A 20779-nucleotide genomic window follows, 5' to 3' on the forward strand; every position below is an offset into this window, starting at 1 on the left:
ACATTCAGATGTTTGACGGATTTTGGGATAACGTCTTTCGCTACCCCCGGTACTTAATTAGTATCGTCTTAGGGCTGTTTCTGAACACCTTTGCGCCATTAGTGCCACTGTTGAAGCGCCCAGTCACCTTGATCGCTATCTTGGGTTTATTTGTGGGCAGCCTAGTCTTCCTTACTTTCACTCTACGGGCAATGCTGGGCTTGAGTACAATCTAAACTAGCGCTATATCGGGGCTGTGCCCCACAGACGGTTGCTCTTGGCATTGCTCACGCTAAATACTGTCTACGCAACTTGCATCTATTTTTGTCGTACAACCTCTGTGAGGAGGCGAAATTTTTATGGCTACAAATCGCCGCGTTTCCCGCGTTGCTGAACTGATCAAACGGGAAGTTAGCCAAATGCTGCTCAACGGCATTAAGGATGACCGTGTGGGTACAGGAATGGTAAGTGTTACTGATGTTGATGTTTCCGGCGATCTCCAACACGCCAAAATCTACGTCAGTATCTATGGTACAGATGAAGCTAAGGCAGAAACAATGGCAGGCTTAAAGTCGGCCACGGGTTACGTCCGCAGCGAACTTGGGGCGCGGGTACGGCTACGTCGCACACCAGAAGTCATCTTTCTCGAAGATCGCTCCATAGAACGCGGTAATAAGGTACTAGCACTACTAAGCCAACTTAACCATGAGCGTCCGCCAGAAAATCTGGTAGCTGTAGAAGACAGCACAGATCAAGATGATGAATCATCCGGTGAATAAGTAACTTAAATAACAATGTAACTTCAGAACAATTAATCTCAGCAAATCCGCCAAACAGTTTACAGACGTGACTAGATCGCGTCTGTTTTAATGTGACCATAACCTACTTCAGGGATCGGTAGTTGCATGTATACGTTTTCTGTTTATCTTGTCTCAAGCATTTTTATGTATGTCCTAATTATGAATTAGTATTACTCCACCCTTCTTTAGATGTTTATCAAAAGAAAACTGTGTGATATTAGTGCTGAAAATAACCAAGCAATTACGGGTTTATTTAAGAAATTGTTAACAGATACTAAAGTAAAAGCCTTTGTAGTGTCTTTAGCCGTTATGTTTTGCAACAGTTTATACCCTAGTATCAGACAAATATTTTTGTATTGTTTACTCTTAGATAAATACCAGCAGTTTTAGATCCGGTTTTAAGGTGATTATTTGATATGTAAGCGATGCCTGCGGCGAGCTGTTCTGTGACGCCATGTGAATTCTTCCCAACCGCCAAATCATGCCTAAAGGCAGTAATGGCAAAACTTTCAGAGCTGTTGAGTAAAAGTCATACAGCTACCCCAGCAGGTTAAGTTAACTACTCGGAATTTTTTTTGTAAAGCGGATTTTGCCAAAGTGTCAGGATTTGTTGACTTTCTTAACATTTCTTGAGATAATTTCTGGATATGTAGCGTCAAAATAAAAACAGTTCCGTATAGCAAACTACAAAATCCTAGCCACAAGTCTAATTTCTGTCATGTTTGTTCCTAATTATTAACGGGAACATTATCCTAAGTGTTAATTTGTGAGTAAAAACCATGAGTGTGAATACGGTGCCTTCTATAAATTACTACTCTCTAGATCTGATTCAAGACGAAGCACGCCGACTGGTGCAAAAGGGAATGGTTAGCCGACAACAGCCAATCTATACACTTTGCCAATACATTCCAGCGAGAGAGTGGGTTTGCGTTGAATGTGAATTAGAGAAATGTGACTTTTTGTTACGCGATCGCATTGGCGACCTAATTGGTCGTGAACAGTGGGACAACGACTAATCAATGTTTGATTTCGGATTTGGGATTGGGACTTTATTTTTGATGTGTGGATGTCACCATCAACGATTTGACGCCCAATCTGGGGAATAATCTCTGGTTTTTGATGAGCATTGCCCCGTACAGAATCTTGCGTTTTTCATTAACACTGAAGCATTAGAGTCTTAAATTATACAATTTTTCAAGTTAAAGTAGGCATCAGAACCATTTGTGCTGTATATCTGGTGCTACAGCTTGAGTCTAGTATGTAGATTCTGTGACTTTCGTACATTGATCCGATAAAAGTGTAGGAACTTCACTTTTGACTCGCAATTCATTGCATCGCTTCCCTTAAGTAAGCGATAGTTTGCTTGCTGTTCAAAGCCAATATCCGTCTTGAAAAGTTTGCTAAGTCGGCTTGACACCAGTTGCACTCAACATATAGCGTAGCCTCTTCTCTACCTTGGACTGCGCCAACTAGTCATCTCCCTACAACCCTTCTCCTAAAGGAGACGCTGTTCGCGTTCGGGCATCCTACGGCAGGCATTAGCCTCTCACGAATGGGAGAAGGGGAGACGATGCCGCGCAACGAGCGTCGAGAACCTTTGCAAGCAACTGGCTCAACTTTCGCAAAATCCAAAATTTGTATAGTATTCTTTCTTAAAAAATCTCGAAAAGCATAAAAAAATCATGTGAACTATTATCCTACTTGCTCTAAATACTGATTAATGTCTTCAATGATGCGGGTAAGTTCAGCTTCAGTAGTCAAACGGATGTTGACGTTGCGGACAGTCAGCAAAACTTTGGCTGCGAAGGGCGTTGGCCAGATATTAGGATTACAGAAAATTTCTAAAAATACTTCACCCGTATAACGATATTCCAGGGGAGGCTGGGGAGTGACTTTACCGCCCCCAGGAGTGGGTTTAGCGGCGACAGCTTTCAGGCGCTCCATCAGTTTATCTGTCGCTGTCTTTAATTCTCGTGCTGCTTGGGGTGAAAAACTGAAGGAGACAGAACCTTCAATTAGGTTCAATGTCAGAGGAGTTGAAGACATATGTTTTTTATTAAAACTTCTTGATAAGTAACACTGTGGTCAATATTATTGCACAAGCCGAAGCAAGTGTGAATGTCAAAACGCTCAATAAGAATAGATAGGTAAAGCGACCAAAGGTATTTTCATAAATGCCTTTTGTTTGGGTTTATAGACTTAAAACATCAATTCTCAACAAATTAACAGGAAAAATGCAGTTCTTATTTGAAGCGTTGTCCACAAAACGAGTGCTGTATTCCGGCATGTTGTTCGACCGATGAGCAATAAAGCGAGCGAGTTAAAACTCCCATCTTTATGAGATTATCAATCACTTCCCCGCATTTTGAATGAAGCACTTGATTCAGAACTCGTAGGAAATTGTTGCCTGCACATTCATTGGTGCGCCTGGATAGACTAAGGTTCGCCTTGTAGCAGTCTCGTAGTATTCTGTATCAAAAAGATTATTCACGTTGATACCAACTCTCCAGTTGTCTCGGCGGTAAAACAAGGCAGCATCAGCACGGACATAACTGGGAATCTGAAAGTTGCTGTTAGGAAACTCGCCTTGCTGTTCCCCCACAAAGACTATCCCAAATCCAAAGCCTAATCCTTTGTAGTCACCGCTTTGAATTTCGTAGGTTGGCCGCATTTTTGGGAACGTTCTGCAAAAGTTCACCCACTGGAATATCATTATCTTCGGTGACTCGCGCATCGGTATAAGCATAGCCTGCAATGATATTCCATCCCGGTAGGATTTCGCCCCCAATGGTGAACTTAACCCCTCGACTACGCTGCTCACCGATTTGGATCGAGAAATTGATCGGATTAACAGGGTCACTAGTTAGCACATTGCTCTTAGTAATCTGAAAAGCAGCTAAGGTGGTAGACAGCTTATTGGTGATGTCTGCTTTGATGCCAACTTCGTATTGGTTGCCCCGCTCAGGCTCAAAGAGTGAATTGGTTCGCGATCGCTTAATCACCGGCGTAAACGATTGACTGTAGCTGGCATAAAGGGAAATCGACTCCTACGGAGAAGCAAGCTACGCATAGCGTCTCCAAGAGTTGGACACAAAGAGAAGAAAGAAATGCTTAACTGAACTGTATTGACTCATAGTATTCTTTTGTCGTTGCAATACAAAATCGGATCGCAAGGTTATAGATATAAGGCATGGGGGCAAGCCTGTCAACAAACTATTATACTGATGAGTATGAAACAGGAAAAAACCACTGCGGCGATGGGCCGACCCCGCGAGTTCGATACTGATGATGCGCTCAATCGTGCAATGCATGTGTTCTGGCGCAAGGGCTACCTGGGGACATCCCTTTCGGATCTGACCGAGGCTATGGGCATCAATCGCCCCAGCCTTTACGCCGCCTTTGGCAACAAGGAATCTCTATTCCGCAAAGTACTTGATCGCTATGCCGATGGGCCCTCAGCCTATCTTCGTGAGGCTCTCAAAGAGCCGACCGCGCGCCGGGTCGCCGAAGGGATGATGCACGGGGTTGTTGACCTGGGAACCGATCCGCGCAATCCACCGGGATGTCTCTGGGTTCATGGCACACTTTCATGCGGAGATCCGGACGATCCGATCCGGCAGGAATTGTCCGCACGCCGAGCCTCAAGCGAAACCATCCTGTGTAAGCGTTTCGAGCGGGCGATTTCGGAGGGCGATTTGCCGGTCGATTCCGATCCAGCCGCTCTGGCTCGCTTTGTCGTGATGGTCAATTGTGGAATGTCAGTCCTGGCGGCGACTGGAGCCACGCGGACGGAACTACTGCAAGTTGTGGAGACAGCATTGCAAGCGTGGCCGGAGTAGGACGACACCTATTTGGTGTCGCATCGACATCTGACCCGGAACCTGTGAGCTTTTACTCCTCAAATGTTGACCATTTTCTGAATGAAGCGTGGGCTTTTTTATCCTTATTAGGTAGTAAATAAAACTCATTTAGCTCGTCAGTTATTCGGAGTAAGTATAGTTTACTGATGGTCGTCATAATATCTTTGAATACAATTTGGTATGACCTCAGTGGATGTATGAATAAGAAAATTAATTGAAATATTTCTGGAATTAATGCTAAAAATACGCTGTAACCTGTAAAGCCATTACTAATGTCTATCCAGGTTGTAGCTACTGTTAGTTAAAAATAATCTCAACAACTTGGGATAAAACATAGAAACTATAGAGAGACTTAATTCTTACTGCGTAAGACTTTGATACACTTTATTTGTGTTTATTTGTATTTTGAGTTCTACATTAGAAGTCATAGAACTTGATGTGATAAATTATCTATGACTTACGATAACCGCGCCGAAGTGCGAAAGGTTTTAATTATTACCCTACTGCTCAACCTGTTTGTAATGGGATTGAAAGCACTGGTGGGCTACTGGACAGGTTCTTTGAGTTTGCTAGCTGATGCCTTGCATAGTGTGACAGATAGCGCCAACAACGTTTTAGGATTAATTGCGAGTAAATTTTCTTCTCCACAACCCGATCGCGAGCATCCCTACGGACACCACAAATTTGAAGCAGTAGGAGCTCTAGGAATTGCCTCATTTTTAGGAATAGCCTGTTTTGAAATTCTGCAAGGAGCAATCGAGCGAATTCTCAAAGGTAGTGAACCTGTAAAAATATCGCCACCTGAGTTGTGGATATTACTAATTGTGCTGGGCGTAAATATTTTTGTGGCGTTTTACGAACGTAGTGTGGGTAGGCGAGTAGGTAGCTCAATTCTCATAGCTGACGCGACACATACGATGAGCGATATTTGGGTGACAATTTCTGTAATTGGCGGTTTGATAGGAGTTTGGCTAGGTTATCAATGGATGGATTTAGTGTTAGCTTTTCCTGTCGCTTTGTTGGTATTTTGGAGTGGCTGGTCAGTTTTAAAAGAGAATTTGCCTTCACTTGTGGATCAAATGGCGATCGCACCAGAAGCAATACATGCGATCGCTACTTCTGTTCCAGGTGTAATTAACTGTCATGCGATCGCTTCTCGCGGCGTTCTTGGTCGTCAAGTGTTTATTGAAATGCATTTAATAGTAGATGCACCAGACGTAGAAACCGCTCACCACATCACCGAAGAAGTAGAAAGCCGATTAGAAAAACGGTTCCGTCCAGTAAGGATTTTAATTCACGTCGAGCCACCAGCATATAAGTCTGAACAAATTAGCTTTGAAACTGGAGCTAAATAGTCTAAGCAATTCCAAATCACGCCCTGTTCAAATGTAAAGCAGCGCCTTCTAGAGATGAAACAGTTCTGCCCTGAAAAACTTGTTATTACCAACATTTTTTTCACAAACCAACACATCACTTTTAGTAATGTTGTAGCACCTTGATTTCTTCGTTTAAAAAATTTGATCAGGAAGATAACAAAAGATCAGGAAAATAACAAATAATCACCGACAAATGACTAAATATTTGTGTTAACTCTGATCAGAAGCAACCAAATTTGCGACGATCGCAACTAGTTCTCCTGGATCAACTGGTTTAGCCACATGAGTCTGAAAGCCTGCTTCCAGGGCACGGCTACGATACTCACTATCGCCATAGGCAGTTAAGGCGATAGCGGGAAGTTTTCCCCAAATATCAGGCTTTAGCGCCCGGATCTTGCGGATTAGGGTGTAGCCATCTTCACCAGGCATAGCAATATCACAAATCAAGACATCTGGTTGCAACTCAGGTAGTACTTTCAATGCTACCTCTGCCGATGCAACTGCCATGACGGTGGCTCCATCAGCTTCCAATACGGTAGTAATGTAAAAACGGCTATCGTCATCATCATCAACTACAAGGATGTTTAAGCCAGCAAGGGGGAGAGCAGGTTCCATAACATCTCCATTAACGTTGATCAAATGAAAGTTATTTCTAATGAGCTGCTTGTTTTTTCTTTGTAACCACACCATTGGTAATTTTACTGCGATCGCGCCTATTTTTCTAGACAATAACTCAATTTGTCCAGGCACTATCTAATTGATGGTTAATTATTCGCTGGCATTTATAATTATTGACTGGATAAAATTATGTTGGTGTTTAAATTCCTTTACATTTAAAAAATTCACTTTAACGAATAGTTGGAGTTCAAGAATAATCTTGCTAATTACTGACTGCTTTATTACTAACAGGTTTGGATTTTAATAGAGGCTTTTAAAATCAATCCGCTTGGGTTAAGACTTGCTCCTCCCTAACCCTCCTTAAAAAGCAGGAAATTAGAGCAAGCCTTAAAAAGGGGAGCCACTGCGGTCTTCTTTTTTGGCACTAGCCTCTGACGAGTCGGAGAAGGGGAGCAGTGGCGTGAGACGATGCCGCGCATAGCGCTGCCTCTTCTCTACCTTGGGCTGCGCCAACGAGTCCGCGTCCTTTGCGCCTATAGCAGAAAGTGATGAGCTTTTAGTTAAGTCAACTCAAAACTTGATTACTCCCATTCAATGGTTCCAGGCGGCTTAGAGGTGATGTCAAAAACCACCCGATTTACCCCTTTAACTTCATTCACAATCCGAGTGGAAATCACTTCCAGGACATCGTAAGGGACTCTCGCCCAATCAGCAGTCATGCCATCTTCACTAGTGACAATCCGCAAAACAATCGGGTAAGCGTAAGTACGTTGATCCCCCATAACGCCAACACTACGAATTGGCAGCAATACAGCAAATGCTTGCCAGAAATCATGATACATGCCGCGTTGGTTAATTTCTTGCCGCACAATCAAATCGGCATCGCGCAAAATATTTAACCGCTCAGATGTGACTTCCCCCAGGATGCGAATTGCCAAACCAGGCCCAGGAAAAGGTTGCCGTTGGACAATTTCTTCTGGTAAACCAATAGAACGCCCAACTTTGCGGACTTCATCTTTAAATAGTTTCCGCAGTGGTTCCACCAATTTAAATCTTAGGTCTTTGGGCAAACCGCCAACATTGTGATGACTCTTAATTTTTACCGCTACCCGCTCACCAGTTTGGGGATCAACGTTGGTGTCAGCAGATTCGATGACATCTGGATAAAGAGTCCCTTGAGCCAGATAGTCAAAGTGACCGAGGCGCTTGGATGTTTCCTCAAATACGCTGATAAATTCGTGTCCGATGCGGCGGCGTTTTTCTTCAGGATCGGTGATATTGGCAATTGTAGCTAAAAAGCGATCGCGAGCATTAACATACTCTACAGGAATGTGAAATTGCTCTTGAAACAGCTTTACCAATCGCTCTGGCTCATACTTTCGCATAAAACCTTGATCGATAAACACGCAAGTCAGTTGGTCACCAATCGCTTTAGACAGCAAGAAGGCCAGAGTAGAAGAATCCACTCCCCCAGATAGCGCCAACAGCACCCGCTTTTCACCAACTCTGGCGCGAATTTCCCGAATTGCCTCTTCGACAAAAGCCGCTGTTGTCCAAGTCGGTTCACAATCGCAGATATGGTAGACAAAATTACGGATTAATGCTATGCCGCCAACAGAATGCACCACCTCTGGATGAAACTGAACGCCGTAAAGTTTCCTTTCGTGGTCGGCAATCGCAGCACAGGGGGTATTTTCTGTATGTGCTAGCAATTCAAACCCTGATGGCATTTGGATAACGGAGTCTCCATGACTCATCCACATGGTAGTGCCATCTTCGACGTTAGTGAACAAATCTGTGGGATCATCAATATATAATGACGCTTTGCCGTATTCACCTCGATCAGCCTTTGCCACTTCCCCACCGAGTTGGTTTACCATCAGCTGCATCCCATAGCAAACACCCAAGATGGGTATTCCCAAATTCCAGATTTCTGAGTCACAATGGGGAGCGTTATCACCATAAACCGAACTTGGGCCACCGGAGAGGATGATTCCCTTAGGATTGAGTTGGCGCAGATGTACAGAAGTAGTGCGATAAGACAAAACTTCCGAGTATACTTGAGTCTCGCGGATGCGACGGGCAATCAGCTCAGAATATTGAGAGCCGAAGTCCAGAATTACAATTAATTGGCGATCAAGTCTCCCAAAATTTTCCAATGTTTGGGGCGCTTGTTCTGTTGGTAGAGTCACCGCTGTATTCATGACGGGAGTTATATCTGTTAAGGATAAATAGATGCTTTGTGGTCTATGGTGATGCTATTATTCAGCCTGGGCAGGCTGATAATGGTATAGAGAGCCTTTACAAACGCAACTTTATGTGCATTTGTCTAGTCCCTGAGTGGGATATGCTATTAAAACGATAAACTTACCCTAGAGTGGTTACTTAAGAGATTATTTATTTGGATTGTTTACGATTATTCATAATAAATTAACATAATTTTCCCATCAACAGACCAGCAGTTTTACTCTTCACAATAATTTTGCGATCGCGATCAAAGAGGATAGAGCCACAGACTGTAACTGCTGTGCTACTTTCGCTATGGTTTTGAATGTATTCTTGAGAACGAACGTCGATGGTTTCGGCGATCGCAGTGTAAACTTGATTTACCCAATCACTGCCTGTGGAAGCATCTAGCAATCTGAGGTATTTTAGTGCTGCTTCCGCAGTCGCACTGTTAAACACTGCTTGGATATCTGGTAATTTTAAACCTGCGATCGCACAGTGCGCTGCCAAAATTTCCCGCCGTCCATCAGCCAAGTAGTGATGGGTGTGAAAAATCCCTCCTGCCAGTTTCATCAGCTTACCGTGATAGCCAAATAATAAGATTTCTTTCACGCCCAGCACATCAGCTTCTACTAACATTGGGCCGAGCCAGTTAGCAGTTTTGACCAATTGATCAGGATTAATCCCTAGTTTACGCGCCAAGTCTAGGCCATTCTCCCCAATGCAGAATACCAAACTCTCAAAACGACTGGCTTTATTTTGTAATTCCGCCCGAAAAACTGCAAGCTGATCTGGTGTACTTAAGGGTTGAGAAATGCCGGTTGTGCCTAAAAGGGAAAGTCCTTCAACTACACCAAAGGCAGAATTTGAAGTCCGAACAGCAAGCGATCGCCCTTCGGGTAGAATAATCGTCACCGTGATTTTTTCCCCAGGTGCTAACATCCGTTGCAAATTCTCTTGCAACAGCTTTTGAGCGTAAGCATAAATAGCAGGCTTGTCATCAGCATTAACCTGTCTGCCAATTCCTTCCCCACCTTGAATAATCACAGCATCATCACCCTGTTCTCGCCATTCCACCAATGCCCAAATCGGTGTATCTTTAGTCAAATCGAGATTATCACCAGGATCGCTGTGGGCGATCGCTAAAGCTGTATTTTCAGATAATCCTGCTACCTGTTCGATTGGTATTTCGGCGATTTGTGCGGGTTCAATCAAATCTACAGACGCTAAAGTTAAGGTTTGGCGATCGTGTAACCAGTGTAAAGCTGCAACGGCCGCAGCGCAGGCAAAGACGGGAAGTGTGTATCCAGAACGGGACATTTTTTAAATTCAAAAATCAAAATAATTCTTCAAAATTGAAGAAAGTTTCAGATGGCAATTTAGACCTCAACTGTAGCTTCCTTTAAGGTAATGGTAAAACGCAGCGCGTAACCTCGGAAACGTCACTAGCAGCTTTCGTCCGTCCGCTGCCGTCAAGTGTTAGGTGGAGACAATGGGACAACGAGATAACATAAGCATACGCCATGATTAACAGTTGTACATGATACTAGATATGCTAAATGAACACCATTGGGAAATAAGAATTCGTGCTGGTTCATCCTACATGGACTTGGCAACTAGCTTGGGCGGAAATGACTTGTCGTTATCATTTGAGCACGATGACCATACTGGCTTACAATTCTTCGCTTATTCATACCATATTGATAACCTTCAAGATGAAAAAGCAGTTGCAACACGATTATTTAGTTTAGAAGCTATATTAAACGGTGCTTTGAGAATAGCTTGCAAAAATATTCCTTGCAGAATTTGCTTTGTAAGCTTTGCACCTGCCAGTGGAGGCTCTTCAAGAGATGTATGGTCCGAAACTTTTGAAGAGTATCCATTTAGCAACAATCCTGACATTGATATATTTACAGAACTCAACAGACCTGATAAACATTTGGTTTCTCATTGGATATATCTGTCAAAACAGTTTGAAGCAATACGAATTCTTTTAATTTATGTTGGGATAATATCAACAGCAACTTCAAATGATAAGATACTCACTTGGAGTACGCTGTACAAGTGTGTAGACACAATTAAACACTTTTGCAAGAAGGTGGGAATTAATTATGAAGACCTTGTTGATAAGTCTAAATTGAAACGTTTTACTTCTGCTTGCAACAATCCAATAGTTCTAGGCGTTTATGCAAGACATGGTACGTCTAATCTGGAACCCCCAAACAGACCAATGACGAACCTTGATGAGGCAATAGAGCTAATTTTAGATTTTTCAAACAAATTTGTTGGAGCTTATGTAAACAAGCTAAGGCGATAAATTCAAAATACTGTATTACAGTCGGTTTGGTGTTAACTTGGCTTCAAACCCATACGGATAGCTTGAAAGTGCTGCCCCGACAAGTAGCCTATTCTCACGATCAGCAGCAAAAGCTAGACACGCTTTAATGTCTTCGGAAGTTAATTCTGAAAAATCCTCTAAGATTTCTGCTTCAGTCATTCCGCCCGCAAGATACTCCAAAACATCATAAACAGTGATTCGCATTCCGCTAATACAGGGTTTACCACTGCGTTTTCCAGGTTCAATCGTAATAATGTCGTGGTAATTCATAAAAAAGTACACAACCTTTCTTTAGCTCTTACAGATCACTCTTGGTCAGTTGGCTGCAATGCAGTGTTAGCCTGCTGGCTACTGCTTCTTGCTGCTTCTAACTTTTGGCGAATCGCTGCTTGAACCTTCTCATCAAAATCGGGATCATCGGGGCTTGCAACAATCCTACGCGGACGCTGATTAATCCTGTCCAAATATGCTTGAAAAGCAGCTTGATCACCGCGATGCTTGAGAAAATACTGTTTCAATTCAATATCAGACATTGAATCGTAATTAATTCGGCTCATCAGACAACTCTCCGTTGGGTAAAATTTGGAATTCAATCTCTTCGTCATACCCAGCAAGAATGTATACATTACGAGTCCGATTATCAACGCAAATGAGGTATATAGACTAAAGCATGATATACGTCAGTTGATAGCTAATAGGATACAAACTTGCTACTTGAGCAGCAGTAGGCATTTTAGTTAATTACACCACCTGCTCTCCATTTTACCAGTTCCGCATAACTGCCCAATTAAATAGTTAGACTCCCACTTCTGATAATAGAGCTTGCATAGCTTCCCAAGAGAGTCCTTGTTGAATATAACGGGGTGCTTCAGGATTATAAGGGCTGGCTACTCGGTCAATGTTAAGAATAATTGCCCCATCTGGCAGAACTGGTACATCTGCATCAAATGCTGTTGGACGCATCAAAGAACTGGAAAAGCCTTTGAAAACAGCAATTGTATCTTGCTCATCAGCAATTTCCACTGTTACAAGTAGAATTTCTTGGGGACGTTTAGCGGTGTATTGTTCCAGTCGCTTGCCAATGGGATCCATTTTTTTAAGAGTAGGGGTATGGTGGTGCAACGACGCTTACTGTGGTGTGGCTGAACGTCCCTGCTTGCCCAGCTTAATCAGAACAAAGTAGCTTAAGTAAAGCACATAAATTACTAAACTACCTATGCCGAGAAAACCTAAAAACTCAGCCTTGCTATTAGCATGGAAATATTCTTTGAATAGCAACGGAGCCTCGAACCAGACGCGACAATAAGAAGTCTTAAGCACATTGGCAGAAAAAGCACAACCCAAAAAAGGAATAAAAGCTAGTGTACCCAAAATACAATAAACAGTTGTAGCCCAGCGCCAAGAGGTAAAAATAAATTTCAAAGCGCCACTGGTTTGATACTCAATTTCATCGTTGATATCCACCCAGAACCACAGCGAAATCGGAATCAAAATCTGAGCCATCAACCCAGAGATAAAGCTAACTGGATACTGGGCAATCATTAAGTAAATCGTGATTGCTACCAGGCTTGATACTCGCCAGTATATACTCAATAAGCGTTGTATGCTTTCTGCTTTTTGCACAAATGCCCAAATCAAAAGAATTAGCGGAATAATTACCAGGAATAATAGTGCAAGTCGGTAATCAATCCAGACGAAAGGGCGAAACCAAATATTATAGTCCATAGTTTTTCTCAAACAATAGATAAAAAAGAAGTCAAGAGTCAGAATAAATCAAGTGAGGTTTTATACCACTACCTGATTGTAGACTGGTTAATAAGGCAGGGGTATTAAACCCTTTTATTCAGGAGTCAATCGGACTGCAATTGATGCTGAATTCTGACTCCTGAATTCAGCATCAATTCTTCTTGATAATAGTTTAATCAAAGCATAAAGCTCAGTAGTTAACCTCTAGACTGCGCTCTAATATCATGCCCGGATAATAATTAGTTATGATTCCCATAGTCATTGCACCCCACATGCCAGTTGCTTCTCCTGTTCGGAGACACTGCGCCTAGCTTGCTTCTCCGTAGGAGTACAAGTCGGGAAACCCGCCCAATGTAATGGCTCCCCTTAATCCCCTCCCCGGAGGACTACAGTGTACACACAAGTCCTAAAAACCTGGCTTGATCAGGTTCTCCTCCCCAGGCTCCGCCTGGGAATGCATTCATTGAGGCTCCGAATCAATGTCTAACTGGAGACAGCAGCCCCTAATCTGCCATTCCCATGCAGAGCATGGGAACGAGAGAACAATGGGAAATCGGGCTTTTTTCGACTTGTGCGTACACGGTAGCCCGCAGGCGGGGTTGGGTTACTCCGAGTTTAGTAAGTAATCAAGTGGACATGATATAACTTCTTTCTGTAAACAAGTGGCTCTCCAACTCATCCGATTTCACGAAATTTATACTATAAACAAGTTTATAGGGGCGTACAGATGTACGCCCCTACAGCCAATTCATTTGTTGTTTAATTTTTAGAAAAGGTATTACAAGGTGAAGTTTTGTAAGCCCGATTTTTTTGGGTGTGAAGGTTTTCTTAGTCGGAGGCTTTAAACAAAACGCTTACAAGTGGGGGAGGCGACTTTTTGCGTCGTCGCCTCCCCCACTCTTTGCGTCATTTTTGGTCAATCCTGGTTGCTTGCTGACCAAAGAAATAGAAAATTGACTTGCCTCACATTTCTAGTCGTCGTAAACCCGGCATTCAATTGCATCTGGGTTGTCATCACAATATTGTTCTAGAGAGTTTTTTGGCTTGCTTTGGCGCTTGTGGGAAGCTTCGGCTTGCAATTCCTCTACTGCATCCCAAGCAGCAGCACACTCAGGTGAGTTGCTACCGTTTACATCACAGACAGTACGCGCTTGTTCCACTTCTTCTTGGATTTTTTCTTGGATGTGGCTCTTTGCTGTTTCTTGGATGTTGGTCATTGCTTTAGTCTCGTTGTGTGTTGTTAATACTAGTATAGGAAAAGTTCAGAAATGGCAGTTTTTGGCTTGATTACTAACCATTCTAACCATTTAGCTGATCATCAGTTAGTGTTTTCGCCTATTGATTTATTACCAATACGGCAAACTATTGCATCTATAATGCATTTACCTTTATTTTTTAAGATTTTGTGGAATCAGTGCTACAGATAAATAATCATACAATATATTTAGATGCAATATATTAGGGAATGACAACCCTAGCTTCTTGGGATGAAGGAGACGAAGGGCTGGCGTCAATTCTTGTAGGATGCAATTCTTCCCAAAATAAAAAATCAAAACCTACTAGCCTAAAAAGAGAAAAAAGCTCAAAACTCATGGCAGACCAAATGCAGTGGGCAAACGCCCTATCAACCCGTCATTCTTTGGAAGCCGCTGTTACAGATGTGGTAGAACGAGCTGTCTCATCGTTAACAGCGCCTGCGGATCTAGGACTGGTATTCATTTCGTCTGCTTTTACGAGTGAGTATTCCCGACTGTTACCCTTGTTAGCTGAGAAACTTTCTGTGCCAGTGCTAATTGGCTGTAGTGGTGGAGGTGTAATTGGGACGACAGTTAGCGGAGAAACCCAAGAACTGGAAGCTGAACCAGCTATTAGCTTGACTTTAGCACACCTTCCAGGAGTGAAGATTCAAGTTTTTCATGTTGTTGCTGAAGAATTACCTGACTTAGACAGTTCACCAGATGCTTGGCTTGATTTGATTGGTGTGCCACCATCACCGACACCCCAGTTCATCTTGCTGTCTAGTTCCTTCGCGTCTGGAATCAACGATTTGTTGCAGGGGCTGGATTTTGCTTATCCAGGATCGGTGATAGTGGGGGGACAGGCTAGTGGTGGGGGTATAAGTGGTCGTGTTGCCCTATTTTGTAACGATGCTAGCGGTAAGGAACACCAAAGCATGTATCGTGAGGGCACTGTTGGTATAGCTTTGACTGGTAATATTGTTTTGGAAACGATTGTAGCCCAAGGATGCCGACCGATTGGCAAACCATTGCAAGTCACAAAAGCCGATCGCAATATTATTTTGGAGTTAGATGAGAAAGTACCTCTGATGGTGTTGCGAGATTTGATTGCCAGTCTCAGCGAACAAGAACGGACTTTAGCACAGCACTCTCTGTTTGTTGGTGTGGCAATGGATGAATTTAAGATGGCTTTGCAGCAAGGAGACTTTTTAATTCGTGGTATTCTTGGGGTCGATCCAACAGCTGGGGCGATCGCAATTGGCGATCGTGTCCGTCCTGGTCAAAGGCTGCAATTCCACCTACGCGATGCCCAAGCCTCCGCTGAAGACTTAGAATTACTCTTGCAAAGTTATCAACATAAACGAGAATCTGAACCCTCTGCCGTAGCTGCCTTGATGTTTTCCTGTCTGGGACGAGGTGAAGGACTGTATGGTAAACCTAACTTCGATTCTGAACTATTTCGGCGCTACCTTAACGATATTCCTGTAGGCGGCTTTTTCTGTGGCGGTGAAATCGGCCCTGTTGGTGGCAGAACCTTCTTACACGCCTACACTTCAGCATTTGGAATTTGTCGCCAAAATCAGTTATGAACAGGACTTACGCAGAACTCTCTGAAACTCTTATTCCTTTGTGTCCTTTGCGTCCTTTGCGGTTCGTTTTATCATCATTTTGCGTAAGTCCTGATGAATTATGAATTAGACTACTGATTGAAACAAAAAATTAACAAGCCCCTAAATAAATTTAGGGGCTTATTAATTTGGAATTTTGAATTCAGACCTTCTTAAAGGTTTCAAGATTTACACTAATTAGGCGGTTACTACATGTCAAACTCACGTTTGTTTAGCATTTAGCTGTCCATCTATACTTGCAGATATAGATGGATATAAACGCTCAGAAGACTTGTATATATAGACCAATATATTCCTTGTATAGGCTAGTTTAAATATTAATTTATACCTTGTGTTCTTTAAGAAAAAGCTCCATGATTGAGGAAGCACATAGTTATAGGTTAGCTAATAATCATGCCTATATACTTCATTATTTTTTCTGATTCATAGCAATAGAATATCTGATATTCATCTGAAATTTATTCATGTCGGAGTTCGACTAATCCAATGCTAGAAGGATGGATTCAAATTGTATTAACGCTACTAATTGTAGTAGCGCTTACTCCTTTTTTTGGGCGCTATATGGCGCGTGTCTATCTAGAGCAAAGTACTTTTCTCGACCAAATTTTGAATCCGGTTGAGCGAGTGCTTTATTCCTTGGTTGGCGTAAAAACCAAAGAAAACATGACGGGCTGGCAGTATGGGCGGGCAATCCTGTATAGCAATGTAGCAATGGGGTTGCTGATTTTCTTGCTCATCACGAATCAAAGATGGTTACCACTCAACCCCACTCTTATAAATGCCCCAACTTGGGACACAACGCTGCATACTACCATTTCCTTTATTACTAATACCAACCAGCAGCACTATTCGGGTGAAACCTACATGAGCTATGGCAGCCAAATGTGGGGACTTGGTTATCATATGTTCACCTCTGCTGCGACTGGTTTGGCGGTAGGAATTGCTTTTATTAGGGGATTGACGGGTAGACCATTGGGCAACTTTTATGTAGACATAATTCGCTCGATTACCCGAATTTTGCTGCCTATTTGTATTGTGGGCGCGATCGCCTTAATGGCAGCTGGCGTTCCAGAAACCCTGGCGGGTGCAGTTGTATTCCCTACCTTGGAAGATCCGAATATTAGTCAGGCGATCGCTCGTGGCCCTGTTGCCCATTTTGAAATTATCAAGCAATTAGGGGAAAACGGCGGCGGCTTTTTTGCCATCAACTCGGCACACCCCTTTGAAAACCCCAGCGGATTTTCAAACTTGATTCAGATTGTCGCCATGCTTTCAATTCCTACGTCCCTAATTTATACCTATGGTTTGTTTGCGAACAACACTAAGCAAGCCTGGTTAGTCTACGGGATGGTTGGGATTCTCTATATAGTATTTATCATCGTCACCGCCATTGGTGAATACAATGGCAATCCGGCTGTGAATGCACTGCTGGGTAGTCAGCAACCGAATCTAGAGGGTAAAGAAGTCCGGTTTGGTTGGGCGCAATCTGTGCTATTTGCAGTAAGTACAACTGGCACGATGTGCGGCGCAGTCAACAGTTTGCACGACTCCTTCATGCCCAACGGCGGTTTTATTACCCTTTCCAATATGTTCCTGCAAATTATCTGGGGTGGACAGGGTACAGGAACCGCTTATTTGTTCGCTTACCTGATTCTGGCTGTGTTCGCTACAGGGTTGATGGTGGGACGCACACCAGAATTTCTCGGACGCAAGATTGAGAAGCGCGAGGTTGTACTTGCTAGTTTCCTGATTCTGCTAGTTCACCCGATCGCGATTATGATTCCCGCAGGTATCGCCTTAGCATTTCCTGACCAACTATCAGGAATTAGTAATCCGGGATTTCACGGCTTTGCTCAGGTGATTTATGAATACGCCTCCGCTGCTGCTAACAACGGTTCTGGGTTTGAAGGTTTAGGCGATTCACAACCTTCACCTTTTGCGATCGCTACGGGCGCAAAAACCACTGCAACTGCCCTGTGGTGGAATCTAAGTACCTGCTTCAGTTTACTAGCTGGACGCTATATTCCAATTTTGGGTTTATTGTTCTTGGCAGATAGTATGTCGCGCAAGCAAGCTGTTCCCTACACCACTGGTACATTGCGAACCGATACCGGACTATTTACAGGCGTCACCGCAGGCGTAATTTTAATCTTGGGCGCACTTACATTCTTCCCAGTGCTGGCATTGGGGCCCATCGGTGAAGCTTTCTTTATCGCTAAAGGCATGGGCTAGAGATTGGGAAATGGGGGAGAGGGGAACCAGGGGGCAGAGGAGTGGAGTTCAAAAACTCATTAACAAATGGCACTAAGTTAAGATACAGCCTTTGCCCTGACTGGTTCCCAGCGTGGGAGGCGGAGCCTCCTCTTTCTTGACGAGAGACAGAGCCTCTCGGAATACATTCCCAGTCTGAAGACTGGGAACGAGGCGACAACGAGATGACAAAAACTCATTGACGGAGTTCAAAGACTCGTCAGCGAGTATTAAAGACTCATTAACGGAGTTCTAAAACTCATTCACGAGTATCAAAGACTCGTCGGCGAGTATCAAAGACTCATTCACGAGTATCAAAGACTCGTCGGCGAGTATCAAAGACTCATTCACGAGTATCAAAGACTCATTCACGAGTATTAAAGACTCGTCGGCGAGTATCAAAGACTCATTCACGAGTATCAAAGACTCGTCGGCGAGTATTAAAGACTCATTCACAAGTATCAAAGACTCGTCGGCGAGTATTAAAGACTCATTTACGAGTATCAAAGACTCATCCTCTATTCCCCATGCCCAATGCCCTGTTTCCCCAATACCCCATCCCCAAAATTTAATGTATGCCAACTACTACTGATTCTCCTTCGCCCCGTATTCCATCTGGAACTCGTGACTCGCGCAAGCACACCCCCAAAACAGATATGCAGGGGCTTTACCAGAGAGCAATTCGTGAGTCATTTGTCAAACTCGATCCTCGAATTACTGTCAAAAACCCAGTTATGTTTGTTGTTTGGGTAGGGACAATTGTCACGTTCCTTGTTACCCTTAACCCAAATCTGTTTGGCACAATCCAGGCAGATGTCAACCAACAACGCCTGTTAAACGGGTTGATAACCTTTATTCTCTTTTTCACGCTCGTTTTTGCCAACTTTGCCGAAGCCGTAGCTGAAGGACGCGGCAAAGCCCAGGCTGATTCACTGCGCTCGACGCGATCGGATACTACTGCTAACAAAATCCTCCCTGATGGTTCGATAGAAAAAGTTAATTCTACAGAACTGCGACGGGGCGATTTGGTAAAAGTTGTTGCAAATAATATGATTCCCGCCGATGGGGATGTAATTAAAGGTATTGGCTCGGTGGATGAGTCAGCGATTACTGGGGAATCTGCCCCGGTACTGAAGCAACCAGGTACAGATATTGCCAGTTCGGTGACAGGCGGTACACGCCTACTCTCAGACGAGTTGACAATTCGCATTAGTGCTGATCCTGGTCAAGGCTTTATCGATCGCATGATTTCCCTGGTAGAAGGGGCAGAACGCAGCAAGACTCCCAACGAGATTGCTTTGACGGTATTGTTGGCAGTGTTAACACAGGTATTCCTGATTGTGGTGGCAACTATGCCCCCATTTGTGGGCTACATCGCCAGCTTTATCAGTACGGCGTTTGGGGCTGAGGCGGGAAACAGTTTGCGTGCGGGTGCTAGCGTTGCGATTTTAATCTCGCTACTGGTAGCTTTGATTCCTACAACTATCGGTGGTTTGCTCAGTGCGATCGGCATCGCAGGGATGGATCGGGTTGCCCAGTTTAACGTCATTGCTACCTCTGGTCGAGCAGTAGAAGCTTGTGGTGACATCAACACCCTGGTGCTGGATAAGACAGGCACGATCACCTTGGGTAACCGGATGGCTGATGAGTTTATTCCCCTGGACAATCACTCAATAGAAGATGTAGCGCAAGTCTCCCTAGCTGCTAGCTTGTTTGACGATACGCCAGAAGGCAAGTCAATTGTAGTTTTAGCAGAAAAGTCCCAGGCTGCGGTAGACTTTAATATCGACAAAGCCGAAGGTGTGGAATTTTCTGCAAAAACTCGAATGAGTGGCACGAATTTACCCGATGGCAAACAAATTCGCAAAGGATCGGTGGATGCGATTAAGGGATTTGTCCGTTCTCGTGGCGGTTACGTTCCTGATGATATAGACGCAGCTTATGAGCGAGTTTCCCGGTTAGGCGGTACACCCTTAGCTGTTTGCCAAGATGACAAGATTTATGGTGTCATCTACCTCAAAGATATTGTGAAACCTGGTCTGCGGGAACGATTTGACCAACTCCGCCGCATGGGTGTTAAGACTATCATGCTCACAGGTGACAACCGGATTACCGCTTCGGTAATTGCCGAGGAGGCTGGGGTGGATGATTTCATCGCCGAAGCGACTCCAGAAGACAAAATTGAGGTGATTCGCTCCGAACAATCTGAGGGTAAACTGGTGGCAATGACCGGGGATGGCACTAACGATGCACCTGCTTTGGCTCAAGCAAACGTGGGTGTGGCGATGAACTCTGGGACGCAAGCTGCCAAAGAAGCTGCTAACATGGTGGACTTAGACTCTGACCCCACCAAGCTAATTGACTTAGTAACCATAGGTAAACAGTTGCTGATTACTCGTGGAGCATTGACAACATTCTCGATCGCTAACGATATTGCCAAGTATTTTGCGATTATTCCGACTATCTTTGCAGCTGCTGGAATCGGCGCACTTAATATTATGGGATTAAAGAGTGCCCAATCGGCGATCGTCTCGGCGCTAATTTACAATGCCTTGATTATTCCGGCACTAATTCCGCTAGCACTCAAAGGGGTAAAATTTTTACCTTTAACAGCAGATCAACTGCTACGCCGCAACATCTTCATCTTTGGCTTTGGTGGCATCATTGCTCCCTTCATTGCCATCAAACTGATAGATATTATCTTACCTTTGTCTTAATTT

22 protein-coding genes are annotated in these 20779 nt (G+C 43.7%); 9 read left to right on the forward strand and 13 right to left on the reverse strand.

Features of this window, described 5'->3' with window-relative positions:
* Window positions 1-8: 8 nt before the first annotated feature.
* The 3 genes from V7K85_RS33315 to V7K85_RS33325 all read left to right on the forward strand — a co-directional run bounded on the left by V7K85_RS33315 (window position 9) and on the right by V7K85_RS33325 (window position 1795).
* Window positions 9-215, forward strand: a complete 207-nt coding sequence (locus V7K85_RS33315) for a DUF751 family protein (protein ID WP_334820500.1) — start codon at window positions 9-11, stop codon at window positions 213-215.
* A gap of 123 nt (window positions 216-338) precedes the next feature.
* Entirely contained in the window at window positions 339-758 is a 420-nt protein-coding gene (gene rbfA / locus V7K85_RS33320; protein WP_334820502.1) for a 30S ribosome-binding factor RbfA, read from the forward strand.
* 800 nt (window positions 759-1558) lie between these two features.
* Complete coding sequence (locus V7K85_RS33325) at window positions 1559-1795, forward strand: DUF4327 family protein (RefSeq protein WP_190731329.1); 237 nt, start codon at window positions 1559-1561, stop codon at window positions 1793-1795.
* Between the two features lie 676 nt (window positions 1796-2471).
* Here the strand turns inward: V7K85_RS33325 and V7K85_RS33330 are convergent.
* The 3 genes from V7K85_RS33330 to V7K85_RS33340 form a co-directional block, all read right to left on the reverse strand.
* Entirely contained in the window at window positions 2472-2825 is a 354-nt protein-coding gene (locus tag V7K85_RS33330) for a hypothetical protein (RefSeq protein ID WP_334820504.1), read from the reverse strand.
* Window positions 2826-3162: 337 nt separating this feature from the next.
* Window positions 3163-3450: a type IX secretion system membrane protein PorP/SprF gene (locus tag V7K85_RS33335; protein ID WP_334820506.1), complete on the reverse strand. Its 288-nt coding sequence runs from the start codon at window positions 3448-3450 to the stop codon at window positions 3163-3165.
* Window positions 3419-3781: a TonB-dependent receptor domain-containing protein gene (locus V7K85_RS33340; protein ID WP_334820508.1), complete on the reverse strand. Its 363-nt coding sequence runs from the start codon at window positions 3779-3781 to the stop codon at window positions 3419-3421. Before V7K85_RS33340 ends, V7K85_RS33335 begins: the two co-directional genes overlap by 32 nt.
* Before the next feature lie 228 nt (window positions 3782-4009).
* Here V7K85_RS33340 and V7K85_RS33345 point away from each other — a divergent pair, with 228 nt between their 5' ends.
* Both V7K85_RS33345 and V7K85_RS33350 read left to right on the forward strand, forming a co-directional pair.
* The gene (locus tag V7K85_RS33345) at window positions 4010-4618 is read left to right on the forward strand and encodes a TetR/AcrR family transcriptional regulator (protein ID WP_334820510.1); all 609 of its coding nucleotides are present in this window, start codon (window positions 4010-4012) and stop codon (window positions 4616-4618) included.
* A 473-nt stretch (window positions 4619-5091) separates the two neighbouring features.
* Window positions 5092-5994 (forward strand): cation diffusion facilitator family transporter, encoded by a 903-nt coding sequence (locus tag V7K85_RS33350; RefSeq protein WP_334820512.1) that lies wholly within the window; start codon window positions 5092-5094, stop codon window positions 5992-5994.
* Between the two features lie 231 nt (window positions 5995-6225).
* Here V7K85_RS33350 and V7K85_RS33355 read toward each other — a convergent pair whose 3' ends face one another.
* From V7K85_RS33355 to cbiD, 3 genes are all read right to left on the reverse strand, one after another.
* Window positions 6226-6630, reverse strand: a complete 405-nt coding sequence (locus tag V7K85_RS33355; protein ID WP_334820836.1) for a response regulator — start codon at window positions 6628-6630, stop codon at window positions 6226-6228.
* Between the two features lie 584 nt (window positions 6631-7214).
* Complete coding sequence (gene guaA, locus V7K85_RS33360; protein ID WP_334820514.1) at window positions 7215-8837, reverse strand: glutamine-hydrolyzing GMP synthase; 1623 nt, start codon at window positions 8835-8837, stop codon at window positions 7215-7217.
* Between the two features lie 226 nt (window positions 8838-9063).
* The gene (gene cbiD, locus V7K85_RS33365; RefSeq protein WP_334820516.1) at window positions 9064-10179 is read right to left on the reverse strand and encodes a cobalt-precorrin-5B (C(1))-methyltransferase CbiD; all 1116 of its coding nucleotides are present in this window, start codon (window positions 10177-10179) and stop codon (window positions 9064-9066) included.
* Window positions 10180-10411: 232 nt separating this feature from the next.
* Between cbiD and V7K85_RS33370 the strand changes: the two genes are divergently transcribed.
* A complete protein-coding gene (locus V7K85_RS33370; protein ID WP_334820518.1) occupies window positions 10412-11176 on the forward strand; it encodes a hypothetical protein in 765 nt (254 codons plus the stop codon).
* A 15-nt stretch (window positions 11177-11191) separates the two neighbouring features.
* Here V7K85_RS33370 and V7K85_RS33375 read toward each other — a convergent pair whose 3' ends face one another.
* From V7K85_RS33375 to V7K85_RS33395, 6 genes are all read right to left on the reverse strand, one after another.
* Window positions 11192-11467: a DUF433 domain-containing protein gene (locus V7K85_RS33375; RefSeq protein WP_334820520.1), complete on the reverse strand. Its 276-nt coding sequence runs from the start codon at window positions 11465-11467 to the stop codon at window positions 11192-11194.
* A 35-nt stretch (window positions 11468-11502) separates the two neighbouring features.
* Entirely contained in the window at window positions 11503-11754 is a 252-nt protein-coding gene (locus V7K85_RS33380; protein WP_334820521.1) for a DUF6887 family protein, read from the reverse strand.
* Window positions 11741-11857, reverse strand: coding sequence for a DUF6888 family protein (locus tag V7K85_RS36750; RefSeq protein WP_442940645.1), 117 nt, complete (start codon window positions 11855-11857; stop codon window positions 11741-11743). Before V7K85_RS36750 ends, V7K85_RS33380 begins: the two co-directional genes overlap by 14 nt.
* A gap of 135 nt (window positions 11858-11992) precedes the next feature.
* The gene (locus V7K85_RS33385) at window positions 11993-12289 is read right to left on the reverse strand and encodes a DUF7734 family protein (protein ID WP_334820523.1); all 297 of its coding nucleotides are present in this window, start codon (window positions 12287-12289) and stop codon (window positions 11993-11995) included.
* A gap of 36 nt (window positions 12290-12325) precedes the next feature.
* Window positions 12326-12922, reverse strand: coding sequence for a DUF3177 family protein (locus V7K85_RS33390; protein WP_334820525.1), 597 nt, complete (start codon window positions 12920-12922; stop codon window positions 12326-12328).
* 992 nt (window positions 12923-13914) lie between these two features.
* Complete coding sequence (locus V7K85_RS33395; protein WP_334820527.1) at window positions 13915-14160, reverse strand: Calvin cycle protein CP12; 246 nt, start codon at window positions 14158-14160, stop codon at window positions 13915-13917.
* A 374-nt stretch (window positions 14161-14534) separates the two neighbouring features.
* On the opposite strand from V7K85_RS33395, the gene V7K85_RS33400 reads away from it, so the two are divergent.
* Together V7K85_RS33400 and kdpA are read left to right on the forward strand one after the other, a co-directional pair.
* The gene (locus V7K85_RS33400; protein WP_334820838.1) at window positions 14535-15770 is read left to right on the forward strand and encodes an FIST signal transduction protein; all 1236 of its coding nucleotides are present in this window, start codon (window positions 14535-14537) and stop codon (window positions 15768-15770) included.
* A 525-nt stretch (window positions 15771-16295) separates the two neighbouring features.
* Window positions 16296-18041, forward strand: coding sequence for a potassium-transporting ATPase subunit KdpA (gene kdpA, locus V7K85_RS33405; RefSeq protein WP_334820529.1), 1746 nt, complete (start codon window positions 16296-16298; stop codon window positions 18039-18041).
* A gap of 270 nt (window positions 18042-18311) precedes the next feature.
* On the opposite strand, the gene V7K85_RS33410 is transcribed toward kdpA, so the two are convergent.
* Window positions 18312-18641 (reverse strand): hypothetical protein, encoded by a 330-nt coding sequence (locus V7K85_RS33410; RefSeq protein WP_334820531.1) that lies wholly within the window; start codon window positions 18639-18641, stop codon window positions 18312-18314.
* On the opposite strand from V7K85_RS33410, the gene kdpB reads away from it, so the two are divergent.
* Entirely contained in the window at window positions 18635-20776 is a 2142-nt protein-coding gene (gene kdpB, locus V7K85_RS33415) for a potassium-transporting ATPase subunit KdpB (protein WP_334820532.1), read from the forward strand. The genes V7K85_RS33410 and kdpB overlap by 7 nt on opposite strands.
* The last annotated feature ends 3 nt before the right edge of the window (window positions 20777-20779 follow it).

Origin of the sequence: Nostoc sp., assembly GCF_036917615.1 — a bacterium.
GTDB lineage: Bacteria > Cyanobacteriota > Cyanobacteriia > Cyanobacteriales > Nostocaceae > Nostoc.

What these genes read in the sequence shown, in the direction of transcription:
- rbfA (WP_334820502.1), top strand. Translation starts at nt 339, where the DNA reads ATGGCTACAAATCGCCGCGTTTCCCGCGTTGCTGAACTGATCAAACGG.
- V7K85_RS33390 (WP_334820525.1), bottom strand. Translation starts at nt 12,922, where the DNA reads ATGGACTATAATATTTGGTTTCGCCCTTTCGTCTGGATTGATTACCGA.
- V7K85_RS33315 (WP_334820500.1), top strand. Translation starts at nt 9, where the DNA reads ATGTTTGACGGATTTTGGGATAACGTCTTTCGCTACCCCCGGTACTTA.
- V7K85_RS33350 (WP_334820512.1), top strand. Translation starts at nt 5,092, where the DNA reads ATGACTTACGATAACCGCGCCGAAGTGCGAAAGGTTTTAATTATTACC.
- V7K85_RS33395 (WP_334820527.1), bottom strand. Translation starts at nt 14,160, where the DNA reads ATGACCAACATCCAAGAAACAGCAAAGAGCCACATCCAAGAAAAAATC.
- V7K85_RS33400 (WP_334820838.1), top strand. Translation starts at nt 14,535, where the DNA reads ATGGCAGACCAAATGCAGTGGGCAAACGCCCTATCAACCCGTCATTCT.
- V7K85_RS33385 (WP_334820523.1), bottom strand. Translation starts at nt 12,289, where the DNA reads ATGGATCCCATTGGCAAGCGACTGGAACAATACACCGCTAAACGTCCC.
- guaA (WP_334820514.1), bottom strand. Translation starts at nt 8,837, where the DNA reads ATGAATACAGCGGTGACTCTACCAACAGAACAAGCGCCCCAAACATTG.
- V7K85_RS33380 (WP_334820521.1), bottom strand. Translation starts at nt 11,754, where the DNA reads ATGAGCCGAATTAATTACGATTCAATGTCTGATATTGAATTGAAACAG.
- kdpB (WP_334820532.1), top strand. Translation starts at nt 18,635, where the DNA reads ATGCCAACTACTACTGATTCTCCTTCGCCCCGTATTCCATCTGGAACT.
- V7K85_RS33335 (WP_334820506.1), bottom strand. Translation starts at nt 3,450, where the DNA reads ATGCGGCCAACCTACGAAATTCAAAGCGGTGACTACAAAGGATTAGGC.
- V7K85_RS33370 (WP_334820518.1), top strand. Translation starts at nt 10,412, where the DNA reads ATGCTAAATGAACACCATTGGGAAATAAGAATTCGTGCTGGTTCATCC.
- cbiD (WP_334820516.1), bottom strand. Translation starts at nt 10,179, where the DNA reads ATGTCCCGTTCTGGATACACACTTCCCGTCTTTGCCTGCGCTGCGGCC.
- V7K85_RS33355 (WP_334820836.1), bottom strand. Translation starts at nt 6,630, where the DNA reads ATGGAACCTGCTCTCCCCCTTGCTGGCTTAAACATCCTTGTAGTTGAT.
- V7K85_RS33325 (WP_190731329.1), top strand. Translation starts at nt 1,559, where the DNA reads ATGAGTGTGAATACGGTGCCTTCTATAAATTACTACTCTCTAGATCTG.
- V7K85_RS33345 (WP_334820510.1), top strand. Translation starts at nt 4,010, where the DNA reads ATGAAACAGGAAAAAACCACTGCGGCGATGGGCCGACCCCGCGAGTTC.
- V7K85_RS33375 (WP_334820520.1), bottom strand. Translation starts at nt 11,467, where the DNA reads ATGAATTACCACGACATTATTACGATTGAACCTGGAAAACGCAGTGGT.
- V7K85_RS33330 (WP_334820504.1), bottom strand. Translation starts at nt 2,825, where the DNA reads ATGTCTTCAACTCCTCTGACATTGAACCTAATTGAAGGTTCTGTCTCC.
- kdpA (WP_334820529.1), top strand. Translation starts at nt 16,296, where the DNA reads ATGCTAGAAGGATGGATTCAAATTGTATTAACGCTACTAATTGTAGTA.